Source organism: Pseudomonas oplopanacis (assembly GCF_057128725.1).
Genome location: NZ_JBSKHV010000002.1, coordinates 441,651 through 458,913, shown reverse-complemented (window position 1 = coordinate 458,913; position 17,263 = coordinate 441,651). Strand labels below are relative to the sequence as shown.

The following is a 17,263-nucleotide window of genomic DNA, read 5'->3' as shown; positions in this document are numbered from 1 at the left end:
GATTCAGAGGTTGATGGCGGTCTTGGTGTAAGACTCGCGATCGATATCGAGGATTTCCACGCACACCTGCACTTCGACGCCGGCTGGCCATTCACACAGGTCCTGGACCACCGCCAGCAGGCTTTCCGACAGTTGCTGCTTGATCTGCGGTGGGCGACCGCTCAACAGCGCCAGTTTCACATGCACAAATGCCCGTTCATTCAACGCGGTGCCGACCTTGAACGTCTCGACCTTCAGCGCCCGGCTCTTGATGTCGGATTCCGCCGCAAACTGACCGGAAGCCACCAAGGCATTATTGAGCCGGATCAACGCCACGTCGGCATTCAGCCCGGGCAGGTTCGCGGTGTATTCCATGTGCACGTGTGGCATGAGGGGCTCCAGGTAGAGGGCAGAAAGATCCTACGTATAACACAGCGCCGTCTGACTCACTCCGACAGCGGCAAGGGTGGACGTTCACTCATGAACACCTCCAGGCGCGAACGCAACCAGCGTTCGGCGGGGTCGGTATCGACATGGCTGAGCCAGACCATCGACAGGTCCAGGGTCGGGGTCTTGAACGGGAACGGTTCCTTGAACAGCAAACCGGTGGCTGCCATGGCGTCGGCCGTGTAATCCGGCAGGCTGGCAATCAGATCGGTGCCCGCGAGCAAGGCCGGCAACGAGCTGTATTGCGGTACGGACAGCACCACCTGGCGTGTCCGGCCAATCTCGGCCAGCCACTCATCGGCGTAACCACTGACGTTCGCCGTGTGGGAGACCAGCACATGAGGGCGTGAGCAATATTCATCGAGCGTCAGCGGTGTGTCGGACGCATCGGCGCGCAGGATGCTTGGCAGAATGTGGCGCAACAATTTGCGCTTGGCGTTGGCCGGCAGTCCGCGGGTCTGGCTGATGCCGACCGTGATGTCGCCGGACGCCAGCAAGTCCGGTATGCGCCAGTAATCGACGTGCTGGACCACGAACACCACTTTCGGCGCTTCCTGGCGCAAGGCGCGCAGCAACGGAGGCAGCAGGCCGAACTCGACGTCATCCGACAGCCCGATGCGAAAGGTCATGGTGCTGCTGGCCGGGTCGAAACTGTGGGTCAGGCTCAACGCCACCGACAACGAATCCAGCGCCGGCGACAGGTACTGGATCAACTCCTCGGCACGGGCCGTCGGTTCCATGCGGTGGCCGACGCGGATGAACAGCGGATCGTTGAACATCGCCCGCAAGCGGTTGAGCGCCGAGCTGATGGTCGGCTGACCGAGAAACAACTTCTCCGCCACCCGCGTCACGTTGCGCTCGAGCATCAACGTTTCGAACACCACCATCAGGTTGATGTCCGCCTTGCGCAGTTCGTTACGATTCATTCCTTGCCCCCGGTCCCCAACACTTGAGGCAGTGTAGAAAGGCCCGAGGGAGGCGTCTATGTCCAGCGGACATCAATTGACGGTCAAGGTCTTCAATCCGAGTGCGAGTACCCGTGCGTCCTGCCCTATCCCGAACTGTTTGGGGGTGACGGCATCGGCAAATTGAAATTGCAGCCTCAGTACCCCCTGACTCGATACCCGTTGCTGCATCTCGTGCGTGATCGGCACGTCGATAATGTTGCCATCGGCCTGTTCAAGCCGGGTATTGAGCGCCGGCATGCCATTGATGCTGATGACGACACTTTGCCCTGCATGCCCTGGCGGTAGAAACGCCGTGGCTTCCAGACGCAAGGAATGCACCGGCGCCGGAACCCGGAACATGACTTCAGCCTCGGGACCTTCGGACCAGGTGCCCCAGAGCTCCGAATCGGACCAGCCCCTGGCCAGCATCGCCCGCCCCTGGCTGCCATAGGCAAAGACGGTTTTTTGTCCGGAACCGAGGGAGGGAATCAGCTCCAGCGGGTTGACTTGCGGTGTGGCCTGCAAGCAAGTGCTGCAGCGTTTCCAGCCCGGTGCCAGCACCGTAAAACCGTCAATCCGGGTAAACAGGTCCGATTGGGTATCCACATTCGTCACAGCCTGGAGCAGCGCACGCTCATCGAGCAGGTACAACGAATCGGCATCATAATTTCCCGAGGCCATTTCGCGCGCCGTCTCCTGCTCGGATTTGATCCAGTTGACCGTGTCCATCCGCCCCAGGTAAACGGCGTTCGTCGCCAAGCCGTGGGCACCGGCAAAATCAGCCACCGCCATCCAGTGCGGGGAGAGGTTCTGCGGAACAATCCAGCGGACATTCTTGTAGTGGGCGGCGGCGCTTTCCCAGAACGGATCCACCATGGGCGAGGCCCACTTCGCGGCCGGCGCCACCATCAACTGCTTGCGTACCCCTTCCCAGCCGGCGTGGGTGTCCAGAACCTGAATCAGCAACGCCAGCGACATCAGACTCACGGCGGTTCGAGGCGTGTTGGCCCGGATCACCAGGAACAGGATGGTGAAGATAATCGCGTAGTAGACCGGCCAGAACATCCGTCCGGATGCACGGAAGACATTGGCGATAGAGATCACTACCGGGGGTAACGGATAGGTGAATTCGAGCGAGCCCATCGCCACATGGTTTGACAGCGAAAACAGGGTCAGCCCTGCCAGCGCCAGAAACAGCAGCGGGTGCCGCCCCAGCCGTTGGCGAAAACCGGTTTTACCCTGCAGCAACCCCGCCACGGCACAGATGCCCAGCGTGATCAGCCCCAGGCCGAGAAACAAAAACCCTTCGCCATCACCGAACCCTTGGACACCGGGTACATCCTTCAATACATACGACCACTGCCCCGGATCGATCAATGACAGCAGGTTCATGGCGTACATGCCAAAACCGTCCGATATCGCGCCACTGCCCACCGAAAAATAGCCTGCCTGCCAACAGCAAAAACTGACCAGCGAAAACAGCCCGATCAATTCGATGGCAACAGACTGCAGCGTCAGTTTTTTCCTGAAATAACCGGCCGTGAGGTCGGCAATCCAGATCACGGCCACCATCGCCAGAAAATACGCATGGATCAACGCGGCCGCCGCCAGCAATGCGCCCCAGGCCAGACGTCGACGGCGCAAATCCGGGTGCAGCCCCAGGTACAACGAAGCCAGCACCAGAAAATGACCACCGAGGGACAAGTGGAACGGCATGCGCATGATCATCGGCGGTGCGAAGAGAAACAGCGCCGTCCCCACGGCACGTACACCCACATGGGAAGAAACCAGCCCCAACAGTTTCCATGCGAACCAGGCCTGCAAGACAAAACAGGCCAGGAACCACAACCCGAAATACTGGAAAGGCATCGGCAACAGCGAGGCGAACGGTTTGAACAAGAGGGCCAACAGCGGATTGGAATCAGAGAAAATGATGCCATTGCCCAATTCCAGCCCGTAGGAAGGATTGAGCCCGACGGGAAAGGACCACGGCGACTGACGGAAAAACGCCCAGCCCAGATAGTGCGTCGCCGGATCACCGTTCCCTAGCCACGCAATGTTTTGCGGGTTCAGCGCCCTCGGCCCGACCACGATGAAAAAAGCCACAACACCGATCAACAGGGGCAGCAGGTTGAGCGGCAGGCGTTTAACAAGATCCTTCATCGGTACGTCCAAAAGTTATGCAATACAAAGGTGAAGGCCGGAATCGTCAGCGCTACCGCGCCAATCCCCAGCAAATAATGCAGCCCGGCCATCTGTGCAGCCCAGGCCACCAGCATCGCCAGCAGAAAACCGGCAACGGACACCATCATGAAACGCAGCAGTGTCCGACCGTGCAATCGCGCGGAAAAACTCCAGGTGGTATTGATCACGTAGGACACCACGGTCGCCACGGCAAACGCCACCCCATTGGCCAGCGGCGGCAATGGCGACACGTAATTGATGAACAGCACGGCCACCAGCGCATGCAGGGCCGTGACGAACAACCCGGTCACGGCAAAGCGCAGGCCACGCTTGATCAGGGCGGATTTTTCAGCTGACGTCACGGCTTCTGCGCCAGGACAAACACCGTCAACCCGGCCAGACGATTGGCGTTCATGAACGGCAACTCGATGCTGCACAAGGACTTCAACAGCGTATTCACCAGCGGGTGATGTCGCTTGAGTTGCGAACGCGGCAGCGAGGGTTGCGCGCCCTTGGGCAGCAGTCGCAACGTGGCGGCAATCGGGAACACCAGGCCGAAATAATAAGCGCCCTGCTGCACCGTCAACCCGGCGTCCCGGGCCACGGTTTCCAGTTGCGCCAGGGTGTAGCGGCGCTTGTGTTCGAGAAACTCGTCGTGCCCGCTCCAGAGAAACCGGAACGCCGGCACCGTCATCAGGAACCGGCTGCCAGAGGGGACTTTGTCGACATAGGCCTTGAGTAAGCCGACGTCGTCGTCGACATGCTCCAGCACGTCCATCAGCAACACCAGGTCGGCGTCCACCGCATCGATTTCGCGACGGTAATGCACCGGTTTGCCAGCGGTGCTGGCGTCCGAGTCGGCGTCGTAACTGATGTCCACACACCACGCTTCGCTGGCCGAGGAATGACTCAGTAGATGGTGAGTGAAGAACCCGGAGCCTGCGCCCACATCGAGAATTTTCTTGAACGGAGTGCTGCCGAGCAACCGCATGGTCGCCGCCGCTTTCGACGCGTAATACCAATGCTGATCGATGCTTGAACCGAGAATGTCGGTTTCCTTGAGATCCACGGTTCAGTCCTTGGGGTCATAGACACGCCGCACCAGATACACCGGCCGGCGTTTCGATTCGATATAGGTTCGGCCCAGGTATTCACCCAGCACACCGATGCCAATCAATTGCAGGCCACCCAGAAAGGTCACGGCGACCATCAGCGAGGCGTAACCCGGAAGGTCGATACCGGAAATCAGGGTGCGCAATATGATGAAGATGGCGAACGAGAAGGAAATCATCGAAACGAGCAGCCCGAGGTAGGTCCAGATCCGCAGCGGTTCGGTGCTGAAACTGGTGATGCCCTCCAAAGCGAAGTTCCACAAGCGCCAGCCGTTGAACTTGGTCGCTCCGGCCGCCCGCTCCGGGCGCTCGTAGTTGACGTGAGTGGTGCGAAAACCGACCCAGGCGAACAGGCCTTTCATAAAGCGCCGGGACTCGGGCAGGGTCTGCAGGGCATCGATCACGCAGCGGTCCATGAGCCGGAAGTCACCGACATTTTCCGGCAGGTGCTGCTCGGCAATTTTGTTGTGCAGGCGGTAGAACCAGTTGGCTGAGGTCTGCTTGGCCCAGGAATCGGTTTTACGACTCACACGATGGCCCAGCACTACTTCAAAGCCTTCACGCCAGCGAGCAATCATCTCGAGGATGACTTCGGGCGGGTCCTGCAAATCAACGTCGATCGGCACCACGACCTGGCCGGTGGCGGTCTGCAAACCCGCGGTCAACGCCGCTTCCTTGCCGAAATTACGGCTCAGATCAACGACGCGCAGGCGCGGGTCCGTCAGTTGGCGTTCCAGCAATAGATCCAGCGTCGTGTCGGTGCTGCCGTCATTGACGAACACCAGCTCCAGACCGATCAGCGCCTCGTCCTTGAAGACGTCATTGATCCGCGCGAGGAACAAGTCGACGGTGGCTGCTTCATTGAACACCGGGATGACGAGCGATAACGCCAGAGGCCCGGCCAGTTGCGTTCCGTGCTGATGAGTCAATTGATTGCTCTTTTTTATAGTGGTTTTTCTACAATCCGGGGTCGTCGCCGGTTTCTCGACGCCATGAGCCGAGTCGTATTAAGCAGGACCGAGGGTGGTGATGCAAGGGCGAATCCGAGGGGGTTTTGGCCATTTCCACCGGCCCGCCGGCGCCGGCAGAAATATTTTAAAATGCCCGGAAACAAATGCCCGGTGGCCAAAAAACCCAGCTCCGCTAGGCTTGCCCCCGACGCGTCACACAGGTTGTCGCAATAACCCATCGCATGGAGCGAGCAGTATGTATTTCGAGATTTACAGGCAATCCAGGGGCACCCCGAGCACCGGCAAAGGACAATGGCGCTGGCGGTTGAGGGCGGGGAATCACGAGACCATCGCCAGTGGCGAGTCGTATGTGAACAAGGCCGATTGCCTGCATGCCATCGGGTTGATCAAAGGGGTCGAGGGTGAGACGCCGGTGAAGGAGATCTAAATCTGATAGCCGATGCCCGGGCTGCCTGGTTTGGGCATTGGGTTATCCATTGATTTTGGGTTGGACTCACCGGCCCCTTCGCGAGCAGGCTCGCTCCCACAGTGGATTTGAGTCATCCGCAAAACCTGTGGGAGCGAGCCTGCTCGCGAAAGGGCCCGAAAGAGCCACATCAAAATGTCAGGTACATCGCCGGTTCAGACCGGCAACGGATACAACGCCTCATCAAACTGCGCCAACCGCGGAAACTGCATCGGCTGGTCATCGCTCAAGTGCTCAAGACGCTGCTGATAGCTCGTCAGGAAGTCCTTGCGCGCCTCGTCGCTGATGTAAGGCACATGCCACGCCACGAACGGCTCCAGCACGTCGAAGCCGACATACGCCAGCGTGCCCCGCAGGATCGGCCGCAGCATGTCTTCCAGCGGACCGTGAATCGCGCCATCACCGAACATGTGCTCGCGCCCGCCCAGGGTCACGGTCACCAGCGCCTTCTTGCCGCTCAAGCCGCCCTGATCGTAAAAGCGCTTGCCGCCATAGCAGATCCCGGACACCAGCACCCGGTCGATCCAGCCCTTGAGTATCGCCGGGGTCGAGAACCAGAAAATCGGGAAATTGAGGATCAGCAGGTCAGCCCACAGCAACTTGTCGAGTTCCTGCCGGATGTCCGGCGCCAGCGACTGGCTTTTCACACCCAACCGTTGCTCCAGCGCATACACCAGGTACTCCGGGTTTTCCCGCGAAGAAAAATCATCGGCGCTCGCCACCGGGTTCCAGTTCATCGCGTACAAGTCGCTGACCTGAACCTCATGCCCTTGGCCTTCAAGGGTCGCGACAGCCTGGTCACGCAGGGCGGCGGTGAAGGATTTCGGTTCCGGGTGAGCGTGGACGATCAGTACTTTCATGACAATTCCTTAAACATTTACCAGCGTTGAGTTTGAAGTCGGTAATGCGCGCATTCAATGAGCGATCACACCTGAATCGCCTTCACTTCAACGAACTCGTTGAGCCCTTCCTCGCCCCACTCGCGGCCATTGCCCGACTGTTTGTAGCCACCAAACGGCGCCTGATAATTGAACGCTGCGCCGTTGAGGAAACACTGCCCGGCACGCAACTGCCGCCCCAGATGCAAGGCGCGTTCAGCACTGCCGGCCCAGACACCGCTGGACAGGCCGAACGGCGAATCGTTGGCGAGCTGAATCGCCTGTGCTTCATCGGTGTAGGGAATCAGGCACAGCACCGGGCCGAATATTTCTTCCTGGGCGATGCGCATCCGGTTGTCGACATCGGCGAACAGCGTCGGGCTGACGTAGAAACCACGCTCGAATGCCTCGGCCGTGTCGCCGCCGCACACCAGCCTTGCGCCCTCCTGCTGACCGACCTGAATGTAGTCACGCACGGTGCGCCGTTGCGCCGCCGAACACATCGGCCCGAGGAAACTCTGCGGGTCCAATGGATCGCCCATGCGCAGGCTTTGGGTTTCGGCGATGGCCAATTCCACCGCTTCAGCGTAACGACTGGCCGGCAGCAACATGCGAGTCAACGCGGTGCAGGTTTGACCAGAGTTGATCATCACGTCTTGCACGCCGTAGCGCACAGCGGCGGCGAGGTCGGCGTCTTCGGCAATGAGCAGCGGTGACTTGCCGCCCAGTTCCAGGCACACGCGCTTCACCGACGGCGCAGCGGCTTGTGCCACACGAACCCCGGCGCCGGTCGAGCCGGTGAACGAGACCATGTCGACGTCCGGGTGTTTGGCCAGTGCTTCGCCGACCTTCGAACCTGGCCCGCTGACCAGGTTGAATACACCGGCCGGCAAGCCGATGGACTCGATCATCTGCGCCAGCAAAAAGGCGTGCAGCGGGGTTTCCTGGCTCGGCTTGACCACCACCGTACAACCGGCGGCCAGCGCCGGGGCGAGCTTGCCGATCAGTTGATGCAGCGGGTAATTCCACGGGTTGATGAACGCGCACACACCCACCGCTTCGCGAATCACCAGCGAGTTGCCGACCTCACGCACTTCGTCCATCAGGCCTGCGAGTTCGACGTAGTGCTCGAGCCCGATGATCGGCCCGTCGACCTGCACCGAGCGGCACCACTGCACCGGCATGCCCAATTCAGCGGTAATGAGCGAAGCCATCTCATCAGCCCGCGCGCGCAACTGCTCGGCGAGGGCGCGGATGTAACCGGCACGCACGCTCGACGGCGTGCGCGACCATGAACTGAACGCCTTGCGTGCGGCGGCCACCGCGTTGTCGACATCGCGCTCATCGCCCAGCGGCACTGAGCCTGCGACTTCTTCAGTGGCCGGGTTGATCACCTCGGCGATGCCCTGCCCCGACGGGGTTTGCCAGTGGCCATCGATAAACAGCGCTTTATGGTTATGCATAAACCTGAGACTCCAGCAATTCAGTGGCGCAACGGGTGATGCGCTGGCAGGCGTCACGCAACGGTTCCGCGCCCAATACCAGCCCCAGGCGAATGTGCCCGGCGGCGCTCGGGCCGAAGGCTTCACCAGCCAATACCGACACGCCATGGCGGTCGAGCAAGCGGTCGGCAAACGCCTGCGCGCTGAGCCCGGTGTCGCGGATATCGACCATCACGAACATCCCGCCATCGGGTTTCAAGGCGCGTACGCCAGGGCAATCGGCCAGGCATTCGCAGACCAGATCACGACGTTGGCGATAGGCTTCGCGCATCGCCTCCAGCTCGGGCAAGTTGCTTTCGAGGGCGACGACGGCGGCGTCCTGCACGAAATCCGGCAAGCCGTAGAGCATGCACAGCGCGAGGTTTTCCAAGTGCGCCGCGAGAGCCGGTGGCGCCACCGCCCAGCCGATTCGCCAACCGGTCATGGCGTGGGATTTCGACAGGCTGTTGAGCGTCGCGGTGCGCTCGGCCATGCCCGGCAAACTGGCCGGGCTCACATGCTCGCCATCGAACAACAGCTCGCTGTAGACCTCATCGGAAATCAGCCACAGGTCGTGAGCGATGCACAGGTCGGCCAATGCTTGCCAGGTGGAGCGGGACAAACTGGCGCCCGACGGGTTATGTGGACTGTTCAGCGCCAACGCGCGAGTGCGCGGCGTGATGCGCGCCGCGACATCTTCAGGCAGCACGCGAAAACCATTTTCCGAACGCACCGGTACCGGAATCACCACGGCGCCACAGGCACCGAACACTGCTTCATAGGTCACGTACATCGGCTCGGCGACAATCACTTCATCGCCGGGGTTGAGCACGCATTGAGCGACGCTGAACAACGCGCATTGCGCGCCGGCCAGGACGATGACCTGTTCGGCCGAAACCTGCTGGCCGCTGCGGCGTCCGTAGTGTCGGGCGATGCTTTCACGCAAGGCGCGTTTGCCACGCACGTCGGCGTAGTGGGTGTTGCCGGACAACAGGCTGTCGATGGCGGCCTGCACGATTGGCGCCGGCGTGTCGAAATCCGGGTCGCCGACCGACAGCAGCAGAATGTCTTCACCCTGCTCTTGCAGCGCGAGTGCGCGGTAATGGATGTCCCACGCGGCAGCGCCGTCCCCGGCGATACGTTGAGTCAGATCGGAAAAGCGCATGTCGATACCTCAGACAGAAAATGAAAATCAGTGCGCGCACGCATGCTTGAGTTCGATCAGGGTCACGCCGTTGCGCTTGAAGCCGTGGCGCAGATCGGTTTGCAGCTCGGCCAGGCTTTGCGGCTGGCTCACAGTGCAGCCGAACGCGCGACCGAGGGCGGCGAAATCCGGGTTGCGTGGCAGTACGCCAATCGGTTCGATGTCGAGCCCGAGCATGTCGTCGCGGATCTGCCCAAGCGCATCGTTGTTCCACAGCAGCACCACCAGCGGGCTGTCGAGTTCCTCGACGGCGGTCGCCAGTTCTTGCGCGGTGTAGAGGAAACCACCGTCGCCGACCAACACCAGGCCTGGCCGCTGCGGCGCACCGAACTTGGCGCCGATGCCCGCCGGCAAGCCGTACCCCAAGGTGCCATAGCCAGTCGGGTGCAACCAGCTGCGCGGTGCCAGGCTGTTGAAGGCGTAGTTGCCGGTGTAGGCCAGTTGGGTCATGTCGGTGCTGATGAACGCATCGGCCGGCAACTCGGCGGCGATACGCTCGAGAATCGCCTGGTGGATCGACTGCAATGGGCCATGGCTTGCCTTTACGGCTTCGCGCAAGGCCGCGACGGCAGTAACCGCTGCGCTGGCATCACGCTCGGTGGACGGCAGACGTTCCAGCAGCGCGGCGAGGGTTTGTTGCGCGTCGCCGTGCAAGGCCACCGCGCACGGGTAGAAGTCGTTGAACTTGCGTGGGTCGATGTCCACACGCAGCAGTTCGGCATTCAGCGGCAAGCGCTCGCGCCAGAAATCGGTGTCGGCCATTTCGGTGCCGACCGCCAGCACCACGTCGGCTTCGGCGATCAGGTTCCAACCGGGCTCGACACATAAGGTCGAGCCCGCGTTCAGCGGTGCATCCGGCGGCAACAGGCCTTTGCCGGCGACGCTGGTAAACAGTGGCGCAGCGAGTCGGGTGCTGATGTCGCGCAGTGCTTGCTGCGCATTCAACGCGCCGCCGCCGGCAATGATCATCGGCCGCTTGGCGTTCTGCAGCTTGGCCACGGCCTCGTCCAGCGCGGTGGTCGAGGCGGCGCCACGGCCGGGACGACGCACCACGTCGTTGCTCCAGTCACGGCTGATTTTTGCCGAGAGCACGTCCAGCGGCACCGAGATGTGCACCGGGCGCGGACGCTCGCTGTCGAACACCGCGTAGGCGCGGGCGATCAGTTCCGGCAGGTCCTCGGCGCTTAATGCGACCGCCGAGAACGCGGTGATCGGTGCGGTGATCGAGCGTTGGTCCTGGGTTTCGTGCAGGCAACCCCAGCCCTTGCCGAGGCTGGCGGTGTGATTGACGCTGGAAATCACTAGCATCGGAATCGAGTCGGCATACGCCTGGCCGATGCCGGTGGCGGCATTGGTCACGCCCGGCCCGGTGATGATGAAGCACACGCCCGGTTTGCCGCTGACGCGTGCATAGCCGTCGGCCATGAAGCTGGCGCCCTGCTCGTGGCGGGTCAGGACATGGCGAATGCCGCTGCCGGGCAAGCCGCGATACAACTCCAGCGTGTGCACGCCGGGAATGCCGAACACGGTGTCGACGCCGTAGTTGGCCAGCAGACGCACCAGGGCCTGGCCGCCGGTCAATGTTGTGGTTTGCATGTTCACATCCTCACTCGTGGCCAAGGCGAATCAACGCATCGACCGCAGTCGTGCCAGCGGCACCGACCAACAATGGGTTCACATCGAGTTCCAGCAACAGCCCGGCGTTTTCGCAGGCGTAATCGGCCACCGCACGGATCGCTGTCACCAGCGAATCCAGATCCGCCGCTTCACGACCGCGAAACCCTTGCAGCAACGCGGCACTGCGCAGGCTTAAAACAGCCTTGCGAATGGCGCCGTCGGTGGTCGGCAGCAGCAGGCTGCGACTGTCCTTGAGCAACTCCACCAGAATCCCGCCAGCGCCGATGACCAAGGCCAGGCCGAAGTCGTTTTCGCGCTTGATGCCGACGATCAATTCAGCCAGCGGCGGCTTGGCCATCGGCTCCAGCAGCACTTGATCGAACGGCACCTGCGGTGCGTACTCGGCAATGCTTGCGCGCATTTTTTCCAGGGCGGCGCTCAGGGCCGTGGCGTCCTTGATGTTCAACGCCACAGCACCGGCTTCGGTTTTGTGTGGCAGTTGCGCGCTGACCGCTTTGAGCACCAGCGGATAACCCAGCGCGTTGGCGTCATTCAACGCTTTGTCCGGCGTGCTCAAGACGCCGTTGGGCGTCGGCAGGCCAAAGGCGCGCAATGCTTTTTTCGAATCCCACTCGTTGAGCAGGCGTCCTTCGCCAACCAAGGCGTGCGGACAATGCGGCACCAGCGCCGATTCACCGAGCGCCAGCAGCGCCTGACGATTGCGCTGATAACCGGCAATGCGTCCCCACGCGGCTAAACCGTCTTCCACGCCTTGCAACGCAGCAACGCCTTGTGCATGCAGACGTTCACGAGCGTGGGCCGGCAGCAATTCGGGAAACGCCGAGGTGACAAAACCGGTCTTGCCGTGGCGCACCAGTGCGGCGCAAAACAGTTCCAGCAGCAGGTCGCATTCCTTGCGTTCACCGGTGAACTCCGCCGGGTAATCGAGCACCAGCATCGCGGCGTCGGCTTCGGTTCGCAGGGCACTGTCGAGCATGCGGTTCAACGCTTCGCCGTCGCCCCAGATCGCCGTGGTGAAATCCAGCGGATTGACCAGGTTGGCGTAGGTGGGCAGCACTTGCGCCAGTTCCCCGACCTGGCCTTCATCGAGTTTGGGCAGGCTCAAGTCATTGCGTTCGGCGTAGTCGGCAATCAACCCGGCGTCACCACCGGAACAGGCCAGTGCGATCAGGCTGTTGCCCGCCGGCAACTGGCCGCACGCCGCAGCTTTCAGGGTTTCGACAAAACTCACCGGACCACTGACGCGGATCACGCCGAGGCGCGCAAACAAACTGTCGTACAGCGCATCCGAGCCGGACAGCGAACTGGTGTGACTGAGCGCCAGTTCGGCACCGATCTGCGACACGCCGGTTTTCAGGGCGATGATCGGGATGCCTTTCTCCAGCGCCTTGTGGGCAGCGCGGGCGAAACCCGGTACGTTTTTCAGGCCTTCGAGGTGCAAGCCGATGGCCGTGACGCGCGGCTCATCGAGCAACACGTCCATCAATTCAGCGATGCCCAATTGCGCCTGATTGCCGACCGACGCCATGTAGGCCACCGGCAGCGAGCGGTCGCTCATCGATAGGTTGTAGGCAAAGTTGCCGCTCTGGGTCAGGACGGCGACGCCCTTCTCCACCGGTTTGCCGCCATGGGCGACCGGCCACAGCGCGGAGCTGTGCAAGTAGTCGAGCAGGCCATAGCAGTTGGGGCCGAGCAGCGCCATGCTGCCAGCCGCTTTCAGTAATTGTTGCTGCAAGGCCAGGCCTTCCGCGCCGGTTTCGGCAAACCCGGAGGCGTAGCAGATCGCGCCACCCGCACCCTTGGCCGCCAGTTCCGCAACGCAGGTCAGGGTCAGTTCGCGGTTGGTCGCGATGAACACCGCGTCCGGGCCGCACGGCAGTTCGGCGATGCTGCGTATGCACGGTACGCCTTCAAGCGTGTCGTGCTGCGGGTTGACCAGCCACATCTCGCCCAGGTAGCCACCTTCGGCGCAGCGCTTGAGCGCGCGGGCCATGCTGCGGCCACCGACAAACGCCAGGTGGCGCGGCGCGAGCAGGCGTTTGAGGTTGTCACGAATCGTCTGCGACATAAAAATTCTCCGGGCCGATCAGCGCAACAACGGCCGCAGCAATTCGCGGGAAATGATGTGGCGCTGGATCTCCGAGGTGCCTTCCCAGACTCGCTCGATCCGCGCGTTACGCCAGATGCGTTCCACCGGGCATTCATCCATCAGGCCCATGCCGCCGAAAATCTGCACCGCTTCATCGGCGACTTTGCCGAGCACCTCACTGGCGAACAGTTTGGCCATGCCGGCCTCGCCATCGGTCATGCTGCCCTGGTCCATTTTCCACGCGGTGTGCAAGGTCAGCAGCTCGGCCGCGCGGATCTGCGTGACCATGTCCGCGAGCTTGAACGAGACGCCTTGATAGGTACCGATCGGCTGGCCGAATTGCTTGCGATCCGCCGCCCACTGCAGCGACACATCCAGCGCCCGTTGCGCCTGACCGACACAGTTGGCGGCAACCATGACGCGCCCGGCGGTGAGCCAGGCGTTGGCCACGTCCCAACCCTTGCCGACTTCGCCGAGCACTTTGGAAGCCGGGACGCGGCAGTCGTCGAAGAACATCTCGTAGGTGTGATAACCGCGGTTGCTCACGCATTTCGGACCGCGGCGGATGGTCATGCCCGGCGTGTTGCGGTCGACGAGGAACGAGGTCACGGCGTTGCGCTGGCGGCCGTTGTGTTCGTAGGTGTCGGTCACCGCGAAGACGATGGCGAAGTCGGCATGGCCGGCGTGGCTGATGAAGTGTTTGCTGCCATTGAGAATGAAGTCATCACCGTCGCGGACGGCGCGGGTCTTGATCGCGTTGGCATCGGAACCGGCACCCGGTTCGGTCAGCGCGAAGCAGTCGATTTTCTCGCCCTGGATGCACGGCAACAGGTAGTCGTTGATCTGATCGCCAGTGCAGGCCATGAGAATTTTCGACGGCCGAGCGACGAACACATGCAGCGCCCAGGAAACCTTCGACAGTTCACGTTCGATCAGCGCCTGGGACAGGTAGTCCAGACCACCGCCGCCGACTTCTTCGGGCATGTTGAAAGCATAGAAACCGGCGGCGATGGCCTTGCCGCGAATCTGTGCCGCCAGCTCCGGGGAGACTTCGTCGGCACGGTCGACCGCTTCCTCATGGGGCAGCAGTTCCTTGGCGACAAAACTGCGTACCGCGTCCACCAACATTTCTTGTTCTTGGGTCAGTTGGAAATTCATGGGGCTACCTGTTGTTCGTGTGCTGAAGGTGGTGTCGGGGCTTAGCGGCCGACGAAATGGGCCGGGCGTTTTTCGATGGAGGCGCGCAGGGCTTCGTTGCCGTCTTCGCTGCGACCGCACAACAGGCCGGCGGCGAGCTCGGCTTGCAGTTGCTCCGGCAGGCTGCGCTGGGCGCCCTCACGCATGAGTTTTTTGGTCTGGGCAAACGCGAAGGTCGGGCCGTTGGCCAGGCGGGTGGCCAGTTCTGTGGCGACGTCGAGCAGTTGCTCATCGGCGCAGACTTCACCGACCAGGCCGGCGGCCAACGCGCGATCGGCGCCCCACAATTCGTCGAGGAACAACAGGCGCTTGGCTTGTTCGGTGCCGATCAGCCGTGGCAGATGCCAACTGGCGCCAGCGTCCGGCGAGTAGGCCATGCTGGTGTAGCCGGCCTTGAAGCGTGCCGATTGCGCTGCGATGCGCAGGTCGCAGCACAGCGTCAGGTCCATGCCGGCGCCGACGGCGGTGCCGTTGATGGCGGCGATGGTCGGTTTTTCCAGGCTGTACAAACGGCTCATCAAGGCGTGAGCAGTTTCGGTCCAGCCGTAGGTTTCGAGGGCGCCACGGGCTTCGGCTTCGGCCCACTCGGCGAGGTCGGCACCGGCGCAGAAGCTGCGACCGCTGCCGGTCAGCACAACCACGCGCACGGCGGGGTCGGCGTTGAATTGGTCCAGCAAGGCGTGGAGGTTTTTCAGGGTCGGAATGTCCAGCGCGTTGCGCTGGGCCGTGCGATTGAGGGTGATCCAGGCAACGCCGGCTTCGACCTGACTGAGCAGAGAAGAGTGAGTAGTCATGCGAATCCTCGAATTATTGTGATTGGTCTGAGGTGATGCGACTTGAGGCCATACTAAACGAGTGTTCAGTAAGGCGGCAATCGGCAGATAAATGAGCTGCAACAGCTTAAAAATTTGTCTATCTATTTGTATTTAAAGGATTTATTTAATTAAGCCGGCGCCCTGAGAGTGGCGCTGTTACAACTTCGAACAACTGCCTACAGCCCGCCGCAAAACCACTGTGGGAGCGAGCCTGCTCGCGAAAGCGGTGGATCACTCAACAGTGATGTTGAATGTGATGCCGTCTTCGCGAGCAGGCTCGCTCCCACAGGAGGTTCGTCGTGGCAGTTACACAGTCGGCAAACTCGGCGCCAGCACCGCTTCGCGCTTTCGATGAATCAGAAAGTACGCGCCATAGCACAGCGCAATAAATCCGAAGCCCCAGTACAGCGAAGGCCGTTGCGTTTCATCCAGCGCCAGGAACACAAACAGCGAACAGCACAACGCGATGCACGTCAGCGGCAACAGCGGGAACCACGGCGCGCGGTATTTCAGGTCGCTGAGTTTGCCGCCATCACGCAGATACGCCCTGCGGAATTTGTACTGCGCCAGCGCAATCACGATCCAGGTCACGGTGCCGGACATGCCGCTCACCGCCATCAGCACCATGAACAGCGTGTCTGCCGCGACAAAACTGGTCATCAGCGACACCAGCGCAAAGCACAAGGTGATGCTCAGCGCCCGCAGCGGCACGCCGCGCTTGCTCAAGGGCGACAGGCTTTTCGGTGCCATGCCGGTTTTCGACATCGCCCACAGAATGCGCGTCGAGGCATACAGGCCGGAGTTGCCCACCGACAGAATCGCCGTGAGGATCACGAAGTTCATCAGGTCTGCGGCATAAGGAATGCCGACCATGTCGAACACCTGCACGAACGGACTTTCCATCAATCCGGCCTGCTGCCACGGCACAATCGCCGAGAGCACCACAATCGCCAGCACATAGAAAATCAACACGCGAAACACCACGTTGCGCACCGCGCGCGGGATGCTTTTTTCCGGTTGATCGGTTTCGCCGGCGGCCACGCCCATGATCTCGCAGCCCTGGAAGGCGTAGACCACGGTCATCATCACCGCGAACACCGCCGACAGGCCGTTGGGGAACAATGAGTCGCCGATCAGGTTGTTCATCATCGGCGCCGGTGCACCGCTGGTCAGCGGGATGGCGCCGAAGATCACCAGCACGCCGACCACGATAAAGCCAAGAATCGCCGCCACCTTGATCCCGGAGAACCAGTATTCCGCTTCACCGAAGGCGCGGGTCGCCAGTGCGTTCAAACCGAACAACACCACCACGAACAGCGCCGACCAATACCAGATCGGCACCGCCGGAAACCAGCGTGTCATCAACATGCCCGCCGCTGTGAACTCCAGGCCCACGGTGGTCGCCCAGCTCATCCAGTACACCCAGCCGATCATGAACCCGGTGGCGGGCCCGATGAACTTGGTGGCATGGGTTTGAAACGACCCGGACACTGGCATTTGCACGGACAGTTCGCCCAGGCAGACCATCACCAGGTACATCAAAAAACCAGCGACCAGGTACGCCAGAATCGCGCCCACCGGCCCGCCCTGATTGATCGTTACCCCGGAGCCCATGAACAGCCCGGTGCCGATCACGCCGCCCAGCGACAACATGAAAATGTGCCGGCTTTTCAGGGCGCGGGTGAGTTGGATGCCTTTGGTTTCGGTAGATTCGCTCATGTCCGCACCTCAATAGTCAGCAAGGTGTGCGGCATGGCGCGGGGAAGGATCAGCTTTACGGCAGTTCATTATTATTATCTCCAATAAGCTTCGAAGACCGCGCTGTGGCGGTTGCCTCGATTATTGGAAGCGCATG

Annotated in this window: 15 protein-coding genes; 1 reads left to right on the top strand and 14 read right to left on the bottom strand. The window is 61.5% G+C overall.

The annotated features are described in order from the left end of the window. Positions 1-3: 3 nt before the first annotated feature. The 6 genes from ACWKV5_RS06480 to ACWKV5_RS06455 form a co-directional block, all read right to left on the bottom strand. The gene (locus ACWKV5_RS06480) at positions 4-369 is read right to left on the bottom strand and encodes a 5-carboxymethyl-2-hydroxymuconate Delta-isomerase (RefSeq protein WP_483840639.1); all 366 of its coding nucleotides are present in this window, start codon (positions 367-369) and stop codon (positions 4-6) included. Positions 370-425: 56 nt separating this feature from the next. Further along, entirely contained in the window at positions 426-1,352 is a 927-nt protein-coding gene (locus ACWKV5_RS06475) for a LysR substrate-binding domain-containing protein (protein ID WP_483840638.1), read from the bottom strand. A gap of 72 nt (positions 1,353-1,424) precedes the next feature. Further along, complete coding sequence (locus ACWKV5_RS06470; RefSeq protein ID WP_483840637.1) at positions 1,425-3,536, bottom strand: DUF6311 domain-containing protein; 2,112 nt, start codon at positions 3,534-3,536, stop codon at positions 1,425-1,427. After that, positions 3,533-3,919: a GtrA family protein gene (locus ACWKV5_RS06465; protein ID WP_483840636.1), complete on the bottom strand. Its 387-nt coding sequence runs from the start codon at positions 3,917-3,919 to the stop codon at positions 3,533-3,535. The genes ACWKV5_RS06470 and ACWKV5_RS06465 overlap by 4 nt, the downstream gene beginning before the upstream one ends. Then, entirely contained in the window at positions 3,916-4,626 is a 711-nt protein-coding gene (locus tag ACWKV5_RS06460; protein WP_483840635.1) for a class I SAM-dependent methyltransferase, read from the bottom strand. Before ACWKV5_RS06460 ends, ACWKV5_RS06465 begins: the two co-directional genes overlap by 4 nt. 3 nt (positions 4,627-4,629) lie before the next feature. Continuing rightward, the gene (locus ACWKV5_RS06455; RefSeq protein ID WP_483840634.1) at positions 4,630-5,598 is read right to left on the bottom strand and encodes a glycosyltransferase family 2 protein; all 969 of its coding nucleotides are present in this window, start codon (positions 5,596-5,598) and stop codon (positions 4,630-4,632) included. Between the two features lie 277 nt (positions 5,599-5,875). On the opposite strand from ACWKV5_RS06455, the gene ACWKV5_RS06450 reads away from it, so the two are divergent. Continuing rightward, positions 5,876-6,067: a YegP family protein gene (locus ACWKV5_RS06450; RefSeq protein WP_123433895.1), complete on the top strand. Its 192-nt coding sequence runs from the start codon at positions 5,876-5,878 to the stop codon at positions 6,065-6,067. Positions 6,068-6,261: 194 nt separating this feature from the next. On the opposite strand, the gene ACWKV5_RS06445 is transcribed toward ACWKV5_RS06450, so the two are convergent. The 8 genes from ACWKV5_RS06445 to ACWKV5_RS06410 form a co-directional block, all read right to left on the bottom strand. Then, positions 6,262-6,966: an NAD(P)H-dependent oxidoreductase gene (locus tag ACWKV5_RS06445; protein WP_483840633.1), complete on the bottom strand. Its 705-nt coding sequence runs from the start codon at positions 6,964-6,966 to the stop codon at positions 6,262-6,264. A gap of 65 nt (positions 6,967-7,031) precedes the next feature. Then, entirely contained in the window at positions 7,032-8,447 is a 1,416-nt protein-coding gene (locus ACWKV5_RS06440) for an aldehyde dehydrogenase family protein (RefSeq protein WP_483840632.1), read from the bottom strand. Then, entirely contained in the window at positions 8,440-9,630 is a 1,191-nt protein-coding gene (locus ACWKV5_RS06435) for a pyridoxal phosphate-dependent aminotransferase (RefSeq protein WP_483840631.1), read from the bottom strand. Before ACWKV5_RS06435 ends, ACWKV5_RS06440 begins: the two co-directional genes overlap by 8 nt. A 27-nt stretch (positions 9,631-9,657) precedes the next feature. Then, positions 9,658-11,265, bottom strand: a complete 1,608-nt coding sequence (locus ACWKV5_RS06430) for a 5-guanidino-2-oxopentanoate decarboxylase (protein WP_483840630.1) — start codon at positions 11,263-11,265, stop codon at positions 9,658-9,660. A 10-nt stretch (positions 11,266-11,275) separates the two neighbouring features. Further along, positions 11,276-13,375 carry an acetate--CoA ligase family protein gene (locus ACWKV5_RS06425; RefSeq protein WP_483840629.1) on the bottom strand — a complete coding sequence of 700 codons (2,100 nt, stop codon included), beginning with the start codon at positions 13,373-13,375 and terminating at the stop codon, positions 11,276-11,278. Between the two features lie 18 nt (positions 13,376-13,393). Continuing rightward, a complete protein-coding gene (locus ACWKV5_RS06420) occupies positions 13,394-14,554 on the bottom strand; it encodes an acyl-CoA dehydrogenase family protein (protein WP_483840628.1) in 1,161 nt (386 codons plus the stop codon). 41 nt (positions 14,555-14,595) lie between these two features. Continuing rightward, positions 14,596-15,387, bottom strand: a complete 792-nt coding sequence (locus tag ACWKV5_RS06415; RefSeq protein ID WP_483840627.1) for an enoyl-CoA hydratase/isomerase family protein — start codon at positions 15,385-15,387, stop codon at positions 14,596-14,598. A gap of 327 nt (positions 15,388-15,714) precedes the next feature. Beyond that, positions 15,715-17,127: an amino acid permease gene (locus ACWKV5_RS06410; RefSeq protein ID WP_027925895.1), complete on the bottom strand. Its 1,413-nt coding sequence runs from the start codon at positions 17,125-17,127 to the stop codon at positions 15,715-15,717. Between the last annotated feature and the right edge of the window lie 136 nt (positions 17,128-17,263).

Excerpts from the sequence above, each read along its gene's own strand:
- ACWKV5_RS06435 (WP_483840631.1), bottom strand. The coding sequence starts at position 9,630 with ATGCGCTTTTCCGATCTGACTCAACGTATCGCCGGGGACGGCGCTGCC.
- ACWKV5_RS06480 (WP_483840639.1), bottom strand. The coding sequence starts at position 369 with ATGCCACACGTGCACATGGAATACACCGCGAACCTGCCCGGGCTGAAT.
- ACWKV5_RS06445 (WP_483840633.1), bottom strand. The coding sequence starts at position 6,966 with ATGAAAGTACTGATCGTCCACGCTCACCCGGAACCGAAATCCTTCACC.
- ACWKV5_RS06430 (WP_483840630.1), bottom strand. The coding sequence starts at position 11,265 with ATGCAAACCACAACATTGACCGGCGGCCAGGCCCTGGTGCGTCTGCTG.
- ACWKV5_RS06425 (WP_483840629.1), bottom strand. The coding sequence starts at position 13,375 with ATGTCGCAGACGATTCGTGACAACCTCAAACGCCTGCTCGCGCCGCGC.
- ACWKV5_RS06450 (WP_123433895.1), top strand. The coding sequence starts at position 5,876 with ATGTATTTCGAGATTTACAGGCAATCCAGGGGCACCCCGAGCACCGGC.
- ACWKV5_RS06440 (WP_483840632.1), bottom strand. The coding sequence starts at position 8,447 with ATGCATAACCATAAAGCGCTGTTTATCGATGGCCACTGGCAAACCCCG.
- ACWKV5_RS06410 (WP_027925895.1), bottom strand. The coding sequence starts at position 17,127 with ATGAGCGAATCTACCGAAACCAAAGGCATCCAACTCACCCGCGCCCTG.
- ACWKV5_RS06470 (WP_483840637.1), bottom strand. The coding sequence starts at position 3,536 with ATGAAGGATCTTGTTAAACGCCTGCCGCTCAACCTGCTGCCCCTGTTG.
- ACWKV5_RS06475 (WP_483840638.1), bottom strand. The coding sequence starts at position 1,352 with ATGAATCGTAACGAACTGCGCAAGGCGGACATCAACCTGATGGTGGTG.
- ACWKV5_RS06415 (WP_483840627.1), bottom strand. The coding sequence starts at position 15,387 with ATGACTACTCACTCTTCTCTGCTCAGTCAGGTCGAAGCCGGCGTTGCC.
- ACWKV5_RS06420 (WP_483840628.1), bottom strand. The coding sequence starts at position 14,554 with ATGAATTTCCAACTGACCCAAGAACAAGAAATGTTGGTGGACGCGGTA.